This window comes from Comamonas sp. GCA5, assembly GCF_036541385.1.
In the GTDB taxonomy this organism is placed as follows: Bacteria; Pseudomonadota; Gammaproteobacteria; order Burkholderiales; family Burkholderiaceae_C; genus Comamonas; species Comamonas aquatica.
This window is the reverse complement of record NZ_JAZHFR010000080.1, coordinates 1-16652: the sequence shown is the minus strand read 5'-3', so window position 1 is coordinate 16652 and position 16652 is coordinate 1. Positions and strand designations below refer to the sequence as shown.

Sequence of the window (16652 nt, the reverse complement as noted above, 5' to 3'; positions counted from 1 at the left end):
CGCGGGACTGACGGCGCCCACGCCAGCCCGCGCGTGCTGTACATGGCCACGCTGAGCAAGGCCGCCGGCGCGGCCGGCGGGCTGGTGGCCGGCAGCGAAGACCTGATCGAATGGCTGCTGCAGACCACGCGCAGCTACACCTTCGCCACGGCCGCGCCGGCCCTGCTGGCACGCGCGCTGCAGGCCAGCCTGCGGGTCATCGCAGACGGTGATGCCCTGCGTGCCCAGCTGCAAGCCCGCATCCAGCAGTTGCGCACGGGGCTGCAGCCGCTGCTGGCGCGCACCGGCTGGCGCCTGCTGCCCTCGGACACCCCCATCCAGGCCCTGGTCATCGGCGACAACGGCGCCGCCCTGGCGCTGATGGAGGGCCTGCGCCAGCGCGGCCTGTGGGTGCCCGCCATCCGCCCGCCCACCGTGCCGGCGGGCACGGCGCGCCTGCGCATCGCCCTGTCGGCCGCGCACACGGCCGCGGATGTGGCCGCCCTCGTGGATGCCTTGCAGGCCTTGGCCGATCGGGGGCTTGTCGCCGAGGCACAATGAGCGCCAACTTTTGCCCCTCAATTCCAGGAGACACACCATGCCCCATATGTATGTGGAATACACCGACAACCTGCAAGGCCTGAACGAAGCCGCCCTGATGGAAGCGCTGAACGCCACCGTCTGCGGCCACCCCACCGTCAGCGACGAGGCCGATGTCAAGACCCGCATCGCCCAGGTGAGCAACTACCGCATCGGCCTGAACAGCGCCGGCCGCGCCTTCGCCCACGTCGAACTGCGCCTGATGGCCGGTCGCACGGCCGAAGTCAAGAAAGAGCTGTCCGACCGCATCGCCGCGGTGCTGAAATCCGTGATTCCTGCGCAAGCCGGCCTGGAAGTGCAGTTGAGCGTGGACATCGTGGACATGGACAAGCCCAGCTACTTCAAGGGCAAGCTCTAAGCCCTGCCCGGGCCGCCGCAGCAGGACGGCATGCGATTTGCATGGCAGCAGGCACCGACGCCCTGCCGTGACCACCATGTCCACTGCCCTGCACTACCTGATTGCCGCCCGGCAATGCGAAATTGACGAACTGCACCGGCTGCAGCGCACCAGCACCCTGGTGCGCCAGCTGGGCGAGTTGATCCATGCACTGCAGAAAGAGCGCGGCCTGTCCAACATCCTGCTGGCCAGCCACGGCCAGCGCGCCCGTCAGGCCCTGCACACCCAGGTCCAGGCCAGCACGCACAGCGCACGTTCCTTGCGCAGCGTGTTGGACACCCTGGACCTGCAGGCGCTGCGCGGCAGCCATGGCGCCCGCCTGTGCAACCACATTGCCTATGTGCTGCAGGGGCTGGATGCACTGCCGGCGCTGCGCGCCCGCATCGCCGCGCTGGACCTCAGCCCCGATGCCGCCACCCAGGCCTACATCCGCCTGATCGCTGGCCTGCTGGCCGTGGTCTTCGAGGCCGCCGACAGCGCCACCCACCCCGACATCTCGCGCCTGCTGATTGCCATGCTGCACTTCATGCAGGGCAAGGAGCTGGCCGGCCAGGAACGCGCCACCGGCGCCACGGTCTTCAGCAGCGGCACCAGCACCGCCACCCGCCAGCAGCACTGGCTGCACCTGATCGACTCGCAGGAGCGCTGCCTGCAGGTCTTTGCCGAATGCGCCCCCGCCACCCCGCTGGCCCTGTGGCAGGCCGCCTGCATGCACAGCCCCCACCTGACCACCATCGAGCGGCTGCGCCGCATCGGCTGCACCTCACCCGCCGACGCTCCGCTGGACATGGAGCTGGGCGAAATCTGGTTTGACGCCTGCACCTTGCGCATGGACACCATGTACGAGATCGAGACCACGCTGGCCGACGAGCTGCTGCAGCGCTGCCACACCCAGCTGCAGGCCGCCCAGGCGGCCCTGGCCCACCCGCAAAGCATGCTGCACAGCGCCAGCGACGCGGCCGGGGCCCTGCCGGACTTCTTCAGCACCTCCAACACCAGCCTGGTGCTGCGCCCCGGCACCGACTACGCGCCCCAGCTGGGCCAGTCCGTGATGGCCCTGGTGCAGGAGCAGTCGCTGCGCCTGCAGGCCATGCACCATGAGCTGGAGACCGTGCGCACAGCGCTGACCGAGCGCAAGACCGTAGAGCGCGCCAAGGGCCTGCTGATGACCCACCGCGGCATGAGCGAGGCCGAGGCCCACAAGCTACTGCGCCAGACGGCGATGAACCAGAACCGCCGCCTCATCGACGTGGCCGAGGCCATGCTGGCCATGGCCGACCTGCTGCCCCTGCCCGGCCACGCCAGCTGAGCCCGGCAGGGCCTGTGGCCCCGCGCACACGGGGCATGCGGGCGGCCACGCACCAAAAACAGGCTGCTTCGGCACCACTTTGCTGCATTGCAGCAACCGCATGGGCTGCACGGGACCGCCCTGCCTGGGACATCCAGGGCCAGTGGCAGCTGGCACAGTTTCTGCTTCTTGCTTGGCGAATCTCGGCCAAAGGCGGCCAGGGATCCACCCATTCCCCCCTATGGACAACGGCGTCCCCATCCCCTGCCTGCAGGAAGGATCGGGACGCCGTTGTGCTTGGCGGGACCGTCTTTCGGTTTTGCCCACGCATTCAAGGAGCCCTCCATGGCACAGCTCGCCCCACACCGCCCCGCCGATCCCCAGGCCTCGCGCCGCCAGTTCCTGCGCCAGGCCGCAGGGGCGGCGGCAGGCACCGCCCTGTTCACCCAGCTGGGCCATGGTGGCGTCTGGGCCGCTGGCTCCGACGCTCCGGAAAAGAAAGAGGTCCGCATCGGCTTCATCCCGCTGACCGACTGCGCCAGCGTGGTCATGGCCTCGGTGCTGGGGCTGGACAAGAAGTACGGTGTCACCATCGTCCCCAGCAAGGAAGCCAGCTGGGCCGGCGTGCGCGACAAGCTGGTCAATGGCGAGCTGGACTTTGCCCATGTGCTCTACGGCCTGGTCTATGGCCTGCACCTGGGCGTGGGAGGCCCCAAGAAGGACATGGCCGTGCTCATGGGCCTGAACCAGAATGGCCAGGCCATCACCCTGTCCAAGGCCCTGGCCGACAAGGGCGCCGTGGACGGCCCCAGCCTGGCCAAGGCCATGGCCCAGAACCCGCGCGACTACACCTTTGCCGGCACCTTCCCCACAGGCACCCATGCCATGTGGATGCACTACTGGCTGGCAGCCGCCGGCATCAACCCGCTGTCGGGCGCCAAGCTGATCACCGTGCCGCCGCCACAGATGGTGGCCAACATGCGCGTGGGCAACATGGACGGCTTCTGTGTGGGTGAACCCTGGAACCACCGCGCCATCATGGACGGCATCGGCATCACCGCCAACACCACGCAGGACATCTGGAAGGACCACCCCGAGAAGGTGCTGGGCGCCACCGGGGACTTTGCCAACCAGTACCCCAACACCTGCCGCGCCGTGATCATGGCCATCCTGGAGGCCGGCCGCTGGATCGACGCCAGCCTGCAGAACAAGCTGAAGATGGCCGAAACCGTGGCCCAGAAGTCCTACATCAACACCAGCGTGGACGCCATCAACCAGCGCATCCTGGGGCGTTACCAGAACGGTCTGGGCAAGACCTGGGACGACCCCCACCACATGAAATTCTTCAACGACGGGGCGGTGAACTTCCCCTACCTGAGTGATGGCATGTGGTTCCTGACGCAGCACAAGCGCTGGGGCCTGCTCAAGAGCCACCCCGACTATCTGGCCGTGGCCAAGCAGATCAACCGCATCGACCTGTACACCCAGGCGGCCAGCCAACTCAAGGTGGCCGTACCCAAGGACGCGATGCGCAGCAGCAAGCTCATGGACGGTGTGGTGTGGGATGGCAAGAACCCCGCCCAGTACGCCGACAGTTTCAAGATCAAGGCCTGAGGCCACCACGCTAACGGAGAACCCCCATGGTCAGCGCCGTCTTCCACTCCCCGCGTGAGCGTTCCGCCCCCGGCGACGCCCTGCACACCACCCCCAAATCCATAGCTACCAGCGCAGGCAGCACCTTGTCCAAAGCCGAAAAACCCTTGACATCCACCGCCGCACCCGCCCGGCCCGGCGCACGCAGGCGGCTGGAGGCCCTGCTGGCCTGGGCCTTGCCACCGGCCCTGGGCCTGGCGCTGCTGATCGGCCTGTGGTCCGTGGTGGCCAGCAGCACCGGCCAGTCCATCCCCGGCCCGCAGGCCACCTGGGCCCAGGCCGTCGAGGTCTTCAGCGATCCCTTCTACCGCAACGGCCCCAACGACCAGGGCGTGGGCTGGAACGTGCTGGCCTCGCTGCAGCGCGTGGCCCTGGGCTTTGGCCTGGCGGCGCTGGTCGGCATTCCGCTGGGCTTTGTGATCGGGCGTTTCAGCTTCCTGTCGCGCATGGTCAACCCGCTGATCAGCCTGCTGCGCCCGGTCTCGCCCCTGGCCTGGTTGCCCATCGGCCTGTTGGTGTTCAAGGGCGCCAACCCGGCCGCCATCTGGACCATCTTCATCTGCTCCATCTGGCCCATGGTCATCAACACCGCCGTCGGTGTGCAGCGCGTACCCCAGGACTACATGAACGTGGCGCGGGTGCTGAACCTGTCGGAGTGGAAGATCGCCACCACCATCCTCTTTCCCGCCGTGCTGCCCTACCTGCTGACCGGCGTGCGCCTGGCCGTGGGCACGGCTTGGCTGGTCATCGTGGCGGCCGAGATGCTGACCGGCGGCGTGGGGATTGGCTTCTGGGTCTGGGACGAATGGAACAACCTCAACGTCAAGAACATCATCATTGCCATCTTTGTGATCGGCATCGTCGGCCTGCTGCTGGAGTGGGCCCTGGTCAAGCTGGCTTCGGCCTTCACGTTCGAAGAGGTGAAATCATGAACGCATCGCTGTCCACCAAGTACCTCGAGATCCAGGGCGTGGAGCAGACCTTCAAGACCGCCAAGGGCCTGTTTCCCGCGCTGCAGGGCATCCACCTGCAGATTGCCAAGGGCGAGTTCGTCAGCCTCATCGGCCACTCGGGCTGCGGCAAGTCCACGCTGCTGAACCTGATCGCCGGACTGACCACGCCCACCGCCGGCGCCCTGCTGTGCGCCAACAAGGAGATCAAGGGCCCGGGGCCCGAGCGCGCCGTGGTCTTCCAGAACCACTCGCTGCTGCCCTGGTTGACCTGCTGGGGCAATGTGCACCTGGCGGTGGAGCGCGTGTTTGGCGCCAAGGAGAGCAAGGCCCAGCTCAAGGCGCGCACCGATGCGGCCCTGGAACTGGTCGGCCTGGGCCATGCGGCGCAGAAACGCCCCGGCGAGATCTCGGGTGGCATGAAGCAGCGCGTGGGCATTGCCCGCGCCCTGTCCATGGAACCCCAGGTGCTGCTGATGGACGAGCCCTTCGGCGCGCTGGACGCCCTGACGCGCGCCAAGCTGCAGGACGAGCTGCTGGAGATCGTGGCACGCACGCACAGCACGGTGGTCATGGTGACCCATGACGTGGACGAGGCCGTGCTGCTGTCCGACAAGATCGTGATGATGACCAACGGGCCGGCCGCCACCATCGGCGAAGTGCTGCACGTGCCCCTGGCCCGCCCGCGCCAGCGGGTCGCCCTGGCCGAGGACCGCGAGTACCAGCGCTGCCGCAAGGCCGTGATCGACTTCCTCTACACGCGCCAGGGGCACGTCGAAAAGGCCGCCTGACCCGGCCATCACCCTGCCCAGGCCCTGACGGCATGCCGTCGGGGCTTTTTTGTCTCCCCGCCTTTCGTCGCACGGCGCACAAAACCGGCGTGCCCCAGAACCAGAGCAGGGCCGCCGCGCAAGCGCAGGACCACCGCGCTGGCGGCGTCGCCTTTGCCGAATTGCGCAGCCATCCGAGAGAAGGGGGAGCAGCCCCGCCGCGCAGGGGGCCTTTCCCGGCCTAGCGGCCGCCGCCGTTGATGTAGTGCTCGAGCTGCTCGATGATGAATTTCTGCTCGGAAATGATGTCCTTGACCAAGTCCCCGATGGAGACCAGGCCCACCAGCTGACCCTTGTCCACCACGGGCAAGTGGCGCAGGCGCTTGCTGGTCATGAGCTGCATGCACTCCTGGCTGGTCTGGCTGGGCTGCACGAACAGCACCGACGTGGTCATCACGTCACTCACCCGCGTCTGCGCCGAAGTGCGCCCCATCAGGGCAATCTTGCGCGCATAGTCGCGCTCCGTGAAGATGCCGACGATGGTCTCGCCGTTCTTCACCAGCAGCGAGCCGATGCCCTGCTCGGCCATCAGGCGCAGGGCCTCATAGACCGTCGCGGTCGGGGCGATGGCAAACACCAGGCTGGAGGTCTTGGACTTGAGGATCTCTGCAACAGTGGTCATGGAACAGCTCCCGGCAAAAACACAGATGTGAAAAACCATTTCAGCCCATCCGGGGGCGCCATGCAACCGGGCTTTATCCCCATGTCCCTGTCGTCCACCGGCGCTTGCCCCTGGGCCGTGCTGGGTACACCGGCGCTCAGCGCCCCCAGCATGGTGCAGCCCTGCCCCAGCGCGGCGCAGCCCGGCGTGCGGGCCGCCAGCCCAGGCGCCCCCTGACGAGAGCACCTGCGCCACGTCCCTGGAGAAGCAACGCGGTGCCCGCCATCCTGGCACGCGGCTTGCATAGCTAGCCTGCGGCCGATGCAGGCCGCGTGCGGGGCGCGTGCAACGGTGCACCAGTCTCGCAGGACGACGGCGTCCCCACGCAGCAGGCCTTTGGCCCGCCCCGCGTGTGGACGCCTTTTTGTTTGGCGAACTGCCTTGGGGGCACGATGAAAAAATCCCAACTGGTGCTGGTGGGCAACGGCATGGCCGGTGTGCGCGCCCTGGAAGAGCTGCTGAAGATCGCACCCGATCTGTACGAGATCACCGTCTTCGGCGCCGAACCCCATCCCAACTACAACCGCATCCTGCTGTCGCCCGTGCTGGCGGGCGAGCAGACGCTCGACGAGATCGTGCTCAACGACTGGGCCTGGTACCAGGAGCACGGCATCACCCTGCATGCCGGGGTCACGGTGACCGAGGTCGACCGCGTGCGCCGCCTGGTGCACGGCGTGGATGCCGAAGGCCGCCAGGTCAGCGCACCCTATGACCGCCTGGTGCTGGCCACGGGCTCCAACCCCTTCATCCTGCCGATTCCGGGGCACGACCTGCAGGGCGTGCTGGCTTACCGCGACATTGCCGACACCCAGGCCATGATCGACGCGGCCAGCCGCTACCGCCACGCCGTGGTCATCGGCGGCGGCCTGCTGGGGCTGGAGGCCGCCAACGGCCTGATGAAGCGCGGCATGCAGGTGACGGTGGTGCACGCCAACGAATGGCTGATGGAGCGCCAACTCGACGATGTGGCCGGCCGCATGCTGCAGCAGTCGCTGGCCGAGCGCGGCATGCAGTTTCTGATGCAGGCCCAGACCCAGGAACTGCTGGCGGGCGAGGGCGGCCGCGTGCGCGCCGTGCGCTTCAAGGATGGCAGCGAGGTGCCGGCCGACCTGGTGGTGATGGCCGTGGGCATCCGCCCCAGCACCGCGCTGGCGCAGCGCATGCACCTGCATGTGGACCGCGGCATCGTGGTCAGCGACACGCTGCAGACCGTGACCGACCCGCGCATCTACGCCGTGGGCGAATGCGCCGCCCACCGCGGCGTGGCCTATGGCCTGGTGGCCCCGCTGTTCGAGCAGGGCAAGGTGCTGGCCAACCACCTGGCCGAATGGGGCATCGGGCGCTACCAGGGCTCGCTGACCTCCACCAAGCTCAAGGTCACCGGCATCGACCTGTTTTCGGCCGGCAACTTCCAGGGCGGTGCGGACACGGAAGAAATCGTGCTGCGCGACCCCTCTGCCCCCGGCGGCGGCGTCTACAAGAAACTGGTGATTCAGAACGACAAGCTGGTCGGCGCCTGCCTGTATGGCGACACGGTGGACGGCAGCTGGTACTTCAAGCTGCTGCGCGAGGGCCGCTCCATCGCCGACCTGCGCGACCGGCTGATGTTCGGCGAGTCCAACATCGGCGACACCGGCCACGAAGGGCACAGCAAGGCCTCGGCCATGGCCGACAGCGACGAGGTCTGCGGCTGCAACGGCGTGACCAAGGGCGCCATCTGCAAGGCCATCCAGGAAAAAGGCCTGTTCACGCTGGACGAGGTGCGCAAGCACACCAAGGCCAGCGCCAGCTGCGGCTCGTGCACCGGGCTGGTGGAGCAGATCATCATGTTCACCGCCGGCGGCGACTACTCCGCCACGCCCAAGACCAAGGCCGTGTGCGGCTGCACCAGCCACGGCCACCAGGCGGTGCGCGAGGCCATCGCCCAGCACCACCTGCTGACCACGGACGCGGTCTTCCGCCACCTGGAATGGCGCACGCCCAATGGCTGTGCGACCTGCCGCCCGGCCGTGAACTACTACCTGGTCAGCACCTGGCCCAAGGAGGCCCAGGATGACCCGCAAAGCCGCGCCATCAACGAGCGCAGCCACGCCAACATCCAGAAAGATGGCACCTACAGCGTGATCCCGCGCATGTGGGGCGGCGAAACCACGGCCAGCGAGCTGCGCCGCATCGCCGATGCGGTGGACAAGTACCAGATCCCCACCGTCAAGGTCACGGGCGGCCAGCGCATCGACCTGCTGGGCGTGAAGAAGGAAGACCTGCAGGCGGTGTGGAACGACATCGGCATGCCCAGCGGCCACGCCTATGCCAAGGCGCTGCGCACGGTGAAGACCTGCGTGGGCAGCGAATGGTGCCGCATGGGCACGCAGGACAGCACCAGCTGGGCAAGGACCTGGAGCGCGCCATGTGGCGCATGTACGCCCCGCACAAGGTGAAGTTCGCCGTCAGCGGCTGCCCGCGCAACTGCGCGGAATCGGGCATCAAGGACGTGGGCATCATCGGCGTGGACAGCGGCTGGGAGATGCACATTGCCGGCAACGGCGGCATCAAGACCGAGGTGGCGCATTTCTTCACCAAGCTCAAGACCGCCGAGGAGGTGCTGGAGTACACGGGCGCCTTCATGCAGCTGTACCGCCTGGAAGGCTGGTACCTGGAGCGCACCGTGCACTACGTGCACCGCGTGGGCCTGGACTACGTCAAGCGCCGCATCCTGGACGACGCGGCCGGCCGCCAGGCCCTGTGGGCCCAGCTGCAGTTCGCCCTGGATGGCGAGCCCGACCCCTGGTTCGAGCTGGACAAGGCGCATGTCGATGCGCGCCAGTTCCAGCGCGTGATTCCCATCGTTCCGGCCCTGCCCGCGGGCCAGGTCGTCACGGTGTGATGCAGCACCCAATCGCCATCCAGCCCAATACCCACGAGCGCTAACAGCTCCCAAAGGAATAGCTATGACCACCTGGCAAGCCATCTGTGCCGTCGACGACATCCCGGTCCTCGGCGCCCGCCGCGTCGCCCGCCCCCAGGGGCTGGACGTGGCCCTGTTCCGCAATGCAGACAACGAAGTCTTCGCCCTGCTGGACCGCTGCCCGCACAAGGGCGGTCCGCTGTCGCAGGGCATCGTCTTCGGCCGCAGCGTGGCCTGTCCCATGCACAACTGGACCATCGGCCTGTGCGACGGCCAGGCCGCCGCGCCCGACGAAGGCTGCACCCCCGGCTTTGCCGTGCAGGTGCAGGACGGCATGGTCTACCTGGATGCGGCCGAGCTGGCCACCAAGGCCACCGACCTGGCACGCCCCATCGCCGGGCCGGCGCGCCGCTGCGCACCTGCTGCCTGAAACCATAGCTGCCTGCGCCCGCCCCGCCTGCGTCAAAGCCCTCAAACACTAGAAATTTTCGCCATGACTGAAACCCGTTCCACCTGCCCGTACTGCGGCGTCGGCTGCGGCGTGATCATCCAGTCCGAGGGGGCGCAGATCACCGGCGTGCGCGGCGACCCGGACCACCCCGCCAACTTCGGCCGACTGTGCAGCAAGGGCAACAGCCTGCACCTGACCGCCGCTGCTGCGCTGGCCCCGCAGACCCGCTTGCTGCAGCCGCTGCAGCGCACCCAGCGCGGTGCCACGCCCCAGCCCCTGGCGTGGGAGGCGGCGCTTCATCTCGCCGCCACGCGCATCGCCGACACCGTGCAGCAGCACGGCCCGGATGCAGTGGCCGTCTACGCCAGCGGCCAGTTGCTGACCGAGGACTACTACGTCTTCAACAAGCTGACCAAGGGGCTGCTGGGCACCAACAACCTGGACACCAACTCGCGCCTGTGCATGAGCAGCGCCGTCGCCGGCTACAAGGCCACGCTGGGGGCCGACGCGCCCCCGGCCTGCTACGACGACCTGCAGCACGCAGGCTGCCTGTTCATCACCGGCAGCAACACGGCCTGGGCCCACCCCGTGCTGTTTCGGCGCATCGAGGACGCCAAGGCCGCCAACCCGGCGCTCAAGATCATCGTCGCCGACCCGCGCCGCACCGAGACTGCCGAGATCGCCGACCTGTTCCTGCCCCCGCAGCCCGGCAGCGATGTGCGCCTGTTCCACGGCATGCTGCACGCCATGCTGTGGGAAGGTTGGATCGACAGCGGCTACATCGAACGCCACACCACCGGCTTCGACGCCCTCAAGGCCCTGGTGCGCGAAGCCACGCCCGAGCGTGTGGCGCGCGACTGCGGCCTGAGCGCGGCGGACCTGCTGCAGGCCGCGCGCTGGTTTGCGCTGGGCGGTGCGGCCAGCGACGGGCCGCAGCGCGCGCCCACGCTCAGCCTGTACTGCCAGGGCCTGAACCAGAGCAGCAGCGGCACGGCCAAGAACGCCGCACTGATCAACCTGCACCTGGCCACGGGCCAGATCGGCAAGCCGGGCGCCGGCCCGCTGTCGCTGACCGGCCAGCCCAATGCCATGGGCGGGCGTGAAGTGGGCGGCATGGCCAACCTGCTCAGCGCCCACCGCGACCTGGCCAACCCCGATCACCGGGCCGAGGTGGCCACCCTGTGGGGCGTGGACGATGTGCCCGCCCAGCCCGGCAAGACCGCCATCGAACTGTTTGAGGCTGCGGCCGACGGCCAGATCAAGACCCTGTGGATTTCCTGCACCAACCCGGCCCACAGCCTGCCGGACCAAGCCACCGTGCGCCGCGCGCTGCAGCGGGCGGAGTTCGTGATCCTGCAGGACGCCTTCGCCACCACTGCCACCGCCGCCTACGCCGACCTGCTGCTGCCCGCCAGCACCTGGGGCGAGAAGCTGGGCACCGTCACCAACAGCGAACGCCGCATCTCCCGCGTGCGCGCCGCCGTGCCCCCGCTGGGCCAGGCCCGGCACGACTGGCAGATTGCGACGCAAATCGCCCAGCGCCTGGAGGCCCGCCTGCGCCCCGGTCGGCCCAGCCTGTTTGCCTATGACACCAGCAACGCCGCAGCAGGCGCCGAGCAGATCTGGAACGAGCACCGCGCCAGCACCCGCGGGCGCGACCTGGACATCACCGGCCTGTCCTGGGCACTGCTGGACCGCGCCGGACCGCAGCAGTGGCCGCTGCCCGAAGGCGCGCAGCAAGGCCAGGCCCGCCTGTATGCCGAGGGCGTCTTCCCCACGGCCGATGGCCGCGCCCGCTTTGCCGCCCAACCCTGGCAGCCCGTGGCCGAACCGCGCAGCGCCCGCTTTCCCTTCAGCCTGAACACCGGCCGCCTGCGCGACCAGTGGCATGGCATGAGCCGCACCGGCCAGCTGGCCCGCCTGATGGCCCACGCGCCCGAGCCCGCGCTGCAGATGCACCCGCAGGACATGGAGCGCCAGCGCCTGCAGCCCGGCCAGCTGGTCGCCGTGCGCAGCCGCCACGGCCAGCTGGTCGTGCCGGTGCAGGCCGATGCCGGCCTGGGCCTGTCCCAGGTCTACCTGCCCATGCACTGGGGCAGCGAATACCTGGGCGGACACAGCCGCGACGGCCAGGCCGTGGGCGGCGTGAACACCGTGACCACGCCGGCGTTCTGCCCCCAGTCCAAGCAACCGGAGCTCAAGCACGCCGCCGTCAGCGTTCAGGCGGTGGAGCTGCCCTGGCAATTGCTGGCCGCGGCCTGGCTGCCCGAAGAGCGCCTGCTGGCCGTGCGCCAGGCCCTGGCGGCCCTGCTGCCGCAGTGGGACTTTGCCAGCTGCGTGCCGTTTGCCGCGCCGGGTGCACCCAGCAGTCCCGCACGCCAGGGGGTGCTGCTGCGCGCGGCCAGGGCCACACCGCCCGATGCGGCCCTGGTGCAGCAGGTCCATGCCCTGCTGGGCCTGGAAGGGGCCGAAGTGCTGCGCTATGCCGATGCCCAGCGCCAGCACCGCCGCAGCCTGGTGCTGCAGCATGCGCAGCAGCAGACCTGGCTGCAGGCCCTGGTGCTGTGCGGCCCCTCCGATGCCGGGCACTGGCTGCTGCCGCTGCTGCACAGCGCGCAGCCGCTGTCCCTGCCGGGCCACGCCCTGCTGCGCCCTCAGGCGCCCCCCGCCCAGGGCCTGCCCGCCGCGCCCGTCGCCCTGGTCTGCACCTGCCTGGGCGTGAACGAACAGGCAATCACCCAGGCCCTGGACAGCGGCCTGCACTCCGTGCCCCAATTGCAGGACGCGCTGCGCTGCGGCACCGAATGCGGCTCCTGCCTGCCCCGGCTGCGCCAGATGGTGCAGCAGCACGCGGCCCACAGCGCCTGAACGGAGGTCTTGCCATGCCCATCAGCCACTACCTCAAGGAAATCGGCCGCGGTGCGCGCGGCGCCAAGGCCCTGGACCGCCACCAGGCCCAGGACCTGTTCGGCCAGGTGCTGGACGGCCAGGTCAGCGACCTGGAGGTCGGCGCCTTCTGCATCGCCATGCGCATCAAGGGCGAGACCGCCGAGGAGATGTGCGGCTTCCTGGATGCCGTGCACGCCCGCCTGCACACCGTGCCGGCCGGCCCCCAGCACGTGGTGGTGCTGCCCAGCTACAACGGCGCGCGGCGGCTGCCGGTGCTGACGCCGCTGCTGGCCCTGCTGCTGGCGCGCGAAGGGCTGCCCGTGCTGCTGCACGGCCAGCGCACCGAGGCCCGGCGCGTGCTGGCCTCGGACGTGCTTGAGGCCCTGAACATCCCGGCCCAGACCACGCCCGGCGCCGTGGCGCCCGGCCAGGTGGCCCACATCGCCACCGACCTGCTGCATCCCGGGCTGGCCCGCCTGCTGGCCACGCGCGCCGTCATTGGCCTGCGCAACCCGGGCCACAGCGTGGTCAAGCTGATGAACCCCTGCGCCGGTCCGGCCCTGATCGTCAGCAGCTACACCCACCCCGAGTACCTGGACACGCTGCGCGCCACCTGCGAGGGCCTGGGCCTGTACGCCCTGCTGTCGCGCGGGCTGGAGGGCGAGGTCGTGGCCGACCCGCGCCGCCTGCCGCGCTACGACGGCTTTGTGGCCGGCGTGCACCAGGTGCTGGACGAGCAGCAGCCCGGCACGGCCAGCCAGATCGACGGCCTGCCCACCGCCATCGACGTGGCCAGCACCGCCGACTACACGCGCCAGGTGCTGGCAGGAAGCCTTCCTGTCCCCGAGGCCATTGCCCGGCAGGTCGTGCACATCTGCCAGCTGGCGCGCCAAATTCCCCCAGGAGAACAGCCATGAGCACCGATGCCACCTTCACCCTGCCCGCCACGGGCCGCTGCACCCTGGTGGGGGCCGGCCCCGGCGATCCGGAGCTGCTGACCCTCAAGGCCCTCAAAGCCATCCAGGCCGCCACCGTGCTGCTGGTGGACGACCTGGTGTCGCCCGCCATCGTCGCCCATGCCGCGCCCACGGCCCGCATCATCGACGTGGGCAAGCGCGGTGGCTGCAAGAGCACGCCCCAGGCCTTCATCGAAAAACTCATGCTGCTGGCCGTGCGCGAGGGCGAGAACGTGGTGCGCCTCAAGGGGGGCGACCCCTTCATCTTTGGCCGGGGCGGTGAGGAGGTGGAACACCTGCGTGCCGCCGGGGTCGAGGTGCAGGTGATCAACGGCATCACCGCCGGCCTGGCCGGCCTGACCGCCCTGGGCGCGCCGCTGACCCACCGCGACCACGCCCACGGCGTGGTGTTCATCACCGGCCACGCCAAGCCCGGCGATGCCGGCACGGACTGGCGCCAGCTGGCCGTCACGGCCCAGGCCGCCAAGCTGACCCTGGTGGTCTACATGGGCGTCAGCGGCGCGGCCGACATGGCGCAGGAACTGCAGGCCGGCGGCCTGCCCGGCGACACCCCGGCGGCCATCATCCAGCACGCCAGCCTGCCCCAACAGCGCCATGCCATCACCACCCTGGCGCAATTGCCCGCCACCCTGGCGGACGAGGCCCTGGGCAGCCCCAGCGTGCTGGTGATCGGTGATGTGGTGCGTGGCGTGGCCGCCTGGGCGCTGCCTACGGATGCCATGCAAACCGTGGCGCTGCGCAGCTGCGGTGGATGCTGAACCCAGAAGGGCGCCTGGGCGCGGGCTCACTCCCATCGAAGCACGCGCCCTACGCCTGTTACAGCCTTCGTGACCGGAACGCTGCGATGGATGCAGCGGGCATTGGGCGTGACAGCCAGGGCCGGCGACCACCGGTCCTTCCCGGAATTGCGCCCTGCACGCTACCAAAACCTAAGCACTCCGCACTGACTGCATCAGCGCCGGACGGCCAAAACGCTTGAAAACTGGCCCGTGTTGCTCCGGCAGGTAGGCCGGCACAACCCGGCCGGTGCCACCCAAGCGCCGACCGGCTAGCGCGCGGGGGCCGTGCCCACCATCTGGCAGTCCACCCAGCCGCGCAGGCTGTTGATGAAGGCCCACTGCTGCACCCGGTGCAGGTCGTCACGGTGGATCACACCTTCCACCACCCGGCCCTCGGCCAGTGCCACCTGGCGGCCCACGCCGTTGAGCAGGCCGCAGGCCAGTGCCGGCGTGACCCACTGCCCGTCGATCAAGGCGGCCACATTGCCGCGCGTGCCTTCGGTGATTTCACCGGCCTCGTTCCACAGGATGGTGTCAAAGATGTGGGTGTCCTTGGGGGCCCAGCGCTCGTAGTGCGCGCGGCGCGTGGTCTTGAAGCGCACGAATTCGCCGTGCGCCTCGGCCAGCGGCTCGGGCGCCAGCTGCAGATAGGCCTGCGGCGGTGACGGCGGGCAGACCACGGCCTGGCTGGCATACAGGCCATCGCGGCCCAGTTGCAGGCGCACGCGCCACAGGCCGCTGGGGTGGGTGTCCTGCACCTGCTGCAGGGTCAGCTGCAGGGCGGCCTCGCTCCAGGGATAGCCAAAGTGCGCCGCCGCGGCCTGCATGCGCTGCAGGTGCAGGCCCAGGTGGCGAAAGCGTCCGTCCTCCAGCGCCAGGGTTTCGATCAGGTCGAACGCCCTGCTCACGCGCTCCACAAAGGCGCGCTTGGCGCGCCACTCGGCCCACTCGCCGGGTTCGGTGGCATCGGCGGTGATGCCGCTGCCGATGCCACAGCGCAGCGCACGGCCCTGCACCACCACCGTGCGGATCGGCACATTGAAGGTGGCACGGAGTCCGCCGGCCCCGTCGGGCCGCACCACGCCCAGGGCGCCGCAGTACCAGCCGCGCGGCGCGGGCTCCAGCTGGGCGATGGCGGCCATGGCCGAGCGCTTGGGCGCCCCGGTGACCGAGCCGCAGGGAAACAGCGCGGTGAACACCTCGCGCAGGCCGGTGCCCTGGGGCAGGCGGGCGCGCACATCGGAGGTCATCTGCCAGACGCTGGGCAGGGCCTGCACGGCAAACAGCTGCGGCACCTCGACCGAGCCGACCTCGGCGATCTGCCCCAGGTCGTTGCGCAGCAGGTCCACGATCATCACGTTCTCGGCCCGCTCCTTGGCCGCGGTCTGCAGGTGCTGCGCCTGGGCCGCATCCTGCTGCGGCGTGGCGCCGCGCGCGGCCGTGCCCTTCATCGGGCGGGTCAGGATGGGGCCGCTGCCCGTGGCGGGCTGGTGCCAGTCGAAAAACAGTTCGGGCGAGACCGAGGCCACCTGCTCGCCGCCCATGTCCAGGTACAGCGCATAGCCGCTGGGCTGTGCCTGCTGCAGCGCGGCAAACAGCGCCGCGCCCTCCACAGGGCGTGCGGCCTCCGCGCGCAGCTGCTGGGTGTAGTTGATCTGGTAGTACTGGCCGGTGGCAATGCCGGCATGGATGGCCTGCAGACCGGCGGCGAAAGCGGTGCGGTCCAGGTCGGGCAGCCAGTCCAGCGTCGGCAGGCTGGGCGCCTCGGCAGGTGCGGGCGCGGGCGTGGCCGGGGCATCGGCCTGCAGTGCGGGGTAGACGGCAAACCAGGCCAGCGGGCCCTCCTCGGCCGGGGCCGTGTCCAGCTCGGGGCGCAGGCCGCTGGCGGCTTCATAGCGCAGGCCGCCCACACACCAGTGGCCCTCGCGCGCGGCCTGTTCCACCCGTTCCAGCAGCGGCCCCACCTCGGCCAGGAGGTGGGCCTGCAGCACGCGCAACGGGGCCTGCAAGCGGGCCTGCAGGCGGGCGGTGTCGCCCTGCAAGGGCTGGCCCAGGTCGATCTGGGCCGGGAACGAAAAATGCGCACTCATGCGGCGAAGCATAGCGGCCCGGCTGCTGGCCCGGCCGTCGGCATGGAAATACACCACCAAACAGCCTGCAACCATTGCTATGCATGCGCAGGCAGCTATCAACTTTCATGCGCAGCATTGAACCGTGGCGCCGCGACGCCGGGCGGCAGGGGCACCCACCGCCTGGGCGGCGCCCCTGCCCGACCCACACCGGGACGGCGGAG

The 16652-nt window shown here is 69.6% G+C and carries 13 protein-coding genes and 1 pseudogene; 12 read left to right on the top strand and 2 right to left on the bottom strand.

All coding sequences use genetic code 11. The features are described 5' to 3' along the window. The 6 genes from SJH88_RS15515 to SJH88_RS15490 all read left to right on the top strand — a co-directional run. Positions 1–540: aminotransferase class I/II-fold pyridoxal phosphate-dependent enzyme (locus SJH88_RS15515; RefSeq protein WP_274755015.1), on the top strand; the 540-nt coding region annotated here is incomplete at its 5' end. Positions 541–577: 37 nt separating this feature from the next. After that, positions 578–937, top strand: a complete 360-nt coding sequence (locus SJH88_RS15510; RefSeq protein WP_274755014.1) for a 5-carboxymethyl-2-hydroxymuconate Delta-isomerase — start codon at positions 578–580, stop codon at positions 935–937. Positions 938–1013: 76 nt separating this feature from the next. Then, positions 1014–2285, top strand: a complete 1272-nt coding sequence (locus SJH88_RS15505; RefSeq protein WP_274755013.1) for a nitrate regulatory protein — start codon at positions 1014–1016, stop codon at positions 2283–2285. Between the two features lie 324 nt (positions 2286–2609). Beyond that, on the top strand, positions 2610–3878 hold the full coding sequence (locus SJH88_RS15500; protein ID WP_043384212.1) for a CmpA/NrtA family ABC transporter substrate-binding protein: 1269 nt from the start codon (positions 2610–2612) through the stop codon (positions 3876–3878). Between the two features lie 26 nt (positions 3879–3904). Next, positions 3905–4849, top strand: coding sequence for a nitrate ABC transporter permease (ntrB, locus tag SJH88_RS15495; protein WP_274755012.1), 945 nt, complete (start codon positions 3905–3907; stop codon positions 4847–4849). Beyond that, complete coding sequence (locus SJH88_RS15490) at positions 4846–5658, top strand: ABC transporter ATP-binding protein (RefSeq protein WP_043384218.1); 813 nt, start codon at positions 4846–4848, stop codon at positions 5656–5658. The genes ntrB and SJH88_RS15490 overlap by 4 nt, the downstream gene beginning before the upstream one ends. 220 nt (positions 5659–5878) lie before the next feature. On the opposite strand, the gene SJH88_RS15485 is transcribed toward SJH88_RS15490, so the two are convergent. Beyond that, complete coding sequence (locus SJH88_RS15485; protein WP_274755011.1) at positions 5879–6319, bottom strand: CBS domain-containing protein; 441 nt, start codon at positions 6317–6319, stop codon at positions 5879–5881. Positions 6320–6400: 81 nt separating this feature from the next. Between SJH88_RS15485 and SJH88_RS15480 the strand changes: the two genes are divergently transcribed. The 6 genes and pseudogenes from SJH88_RS15480 (at position 6401) to cobA (ending at position 14338) form a co-directional block, all read left to right on the top strand. Further along, positions 6401–6535 (top strand): hypothetical protein, encoded by a 135-nt coding sequence (locus SJH88_RS15480; protein WP_274755010.1) that lies wholly within the window; start codon positions 6401–6403, stop codon positions 6533–6535. Between the two features lie 215 nt (positions 6536–6750). After that, positions 6751–9242: pseudogene (gene nirB, locus SJH88_RS15475) on the top strand (nitrite reductase large subunit NirB). Positions 9243–9306: 64 nt separating this feature from the next. Further along, complete coding sequence (nirD, locus tag SJH88_RS15470) at positions 9307–9693, top strand: nitrite reductase small subunit NirD (protein ID WP_270148828.1); 387 nt, start codon at positions 9307–9309, stop codon at positions 9691–9693. Positions 9694–9756: 63 nt separating this feature from the next. Beyond that, positions 9757–12582, top strand: coding sequence for a nitrate reductase (locus SJH88_RS15465; protein ID WP_274755009.1), 2826 nt, complete (start codon positions 9757–9759; stop codon positions 12580–12582). Positions 12583–12596: 14 nt separating this feature from the next. Then, positions 12597–13520: a DNA-binding protein YbiB gene (gene ybiB / locus SJH88_RS15460; RefSeq protein WP_274755008.1), complete on the top strand. Its 924-nt coding sequence runs from the start codon at positions 12597–12599 to the stop codon at positions 13518–13520. Next, on the top strand, positions 13517–14338 hold the full coding sequence (cobA, locus tag SJH88_RS15455; RefSeq protein ID WP_274755007.1) for a uroporphyrinogen-III C-methyltransferase: 822 nt from the start codon (positions 13517–13519) through the stop codon (positions 14336–14338). The genes ybiB and cobA overlap by 4 nt, the downstream gene beginning before the upstream one ends. Before the next feature lie 290 nt (positions 14339–14628). On the opposite strand, the gene SJH88_RS15450 is transcribed toward cobA, so the two are convergent. Then, positions 14629–16449: a chorismate-binding protein gene (locus SJH88_RS15450; RefSeq protein WP_274755006.1), complete on the bottom strand. Its 1821-nt coding sequence runs from the start codon at positions 16447–16449 to the stop codon at positions 14629–14631. Positions 16450–16652 lie beyond the last annotated feature (203 nt).